The sequence below is a fragment of the Pseudomonas sp. H26/SER47-MNA-CIBAN-0231 genome (assembly GCF_040310465.1).
Taxonomy (GTDB): Bacteria; Pseudomonadota; Gammaproteobacteria; order Pseudomonadales; family Pseudomonadaceae; genus Aquipseudomonas; species Aquipseudomonas atacamensis.
Map to the genome: position 1 here is coordinate 1 of NZ_JBEOPW010000202.1, position 232 is coordinate 232.

1 protein-coding gene is annotated in these 232 nt (G+C 44.8%); it reads right to left on the bottom strand.

Translation table 11 applies throughout. The features are described 5' to 3' along the window. A partial coding sequence (locus AAEZ10_RS27795; protein ID WP_350571900.1) for a homoserine kinase occupies positions 1-232 on the bottom strand: 232 nt, incomplete at both ends.

Sequence of the window (232 nt, forward strand, 5' to 3'; positions counted from 1 at the left end):
TGCTGATCGCGCTTCGGTATAACCAGGAATTGCGGATGCACGATAAGGTTCAGCCAAAACATCTTTTAGCATCTCAATCGCTAATGCGGCATCTTGCTGATAACTCGCGTGAACAAATGCACTTAAGTAACGTCCAAAATCGATGGCTACAGACTTATCATATTGCTGCGGCAGCAATTCGCGCATTTTGGCAGTAGATAATGAAATTCCCGGGTAAGCGATAACCCAATAC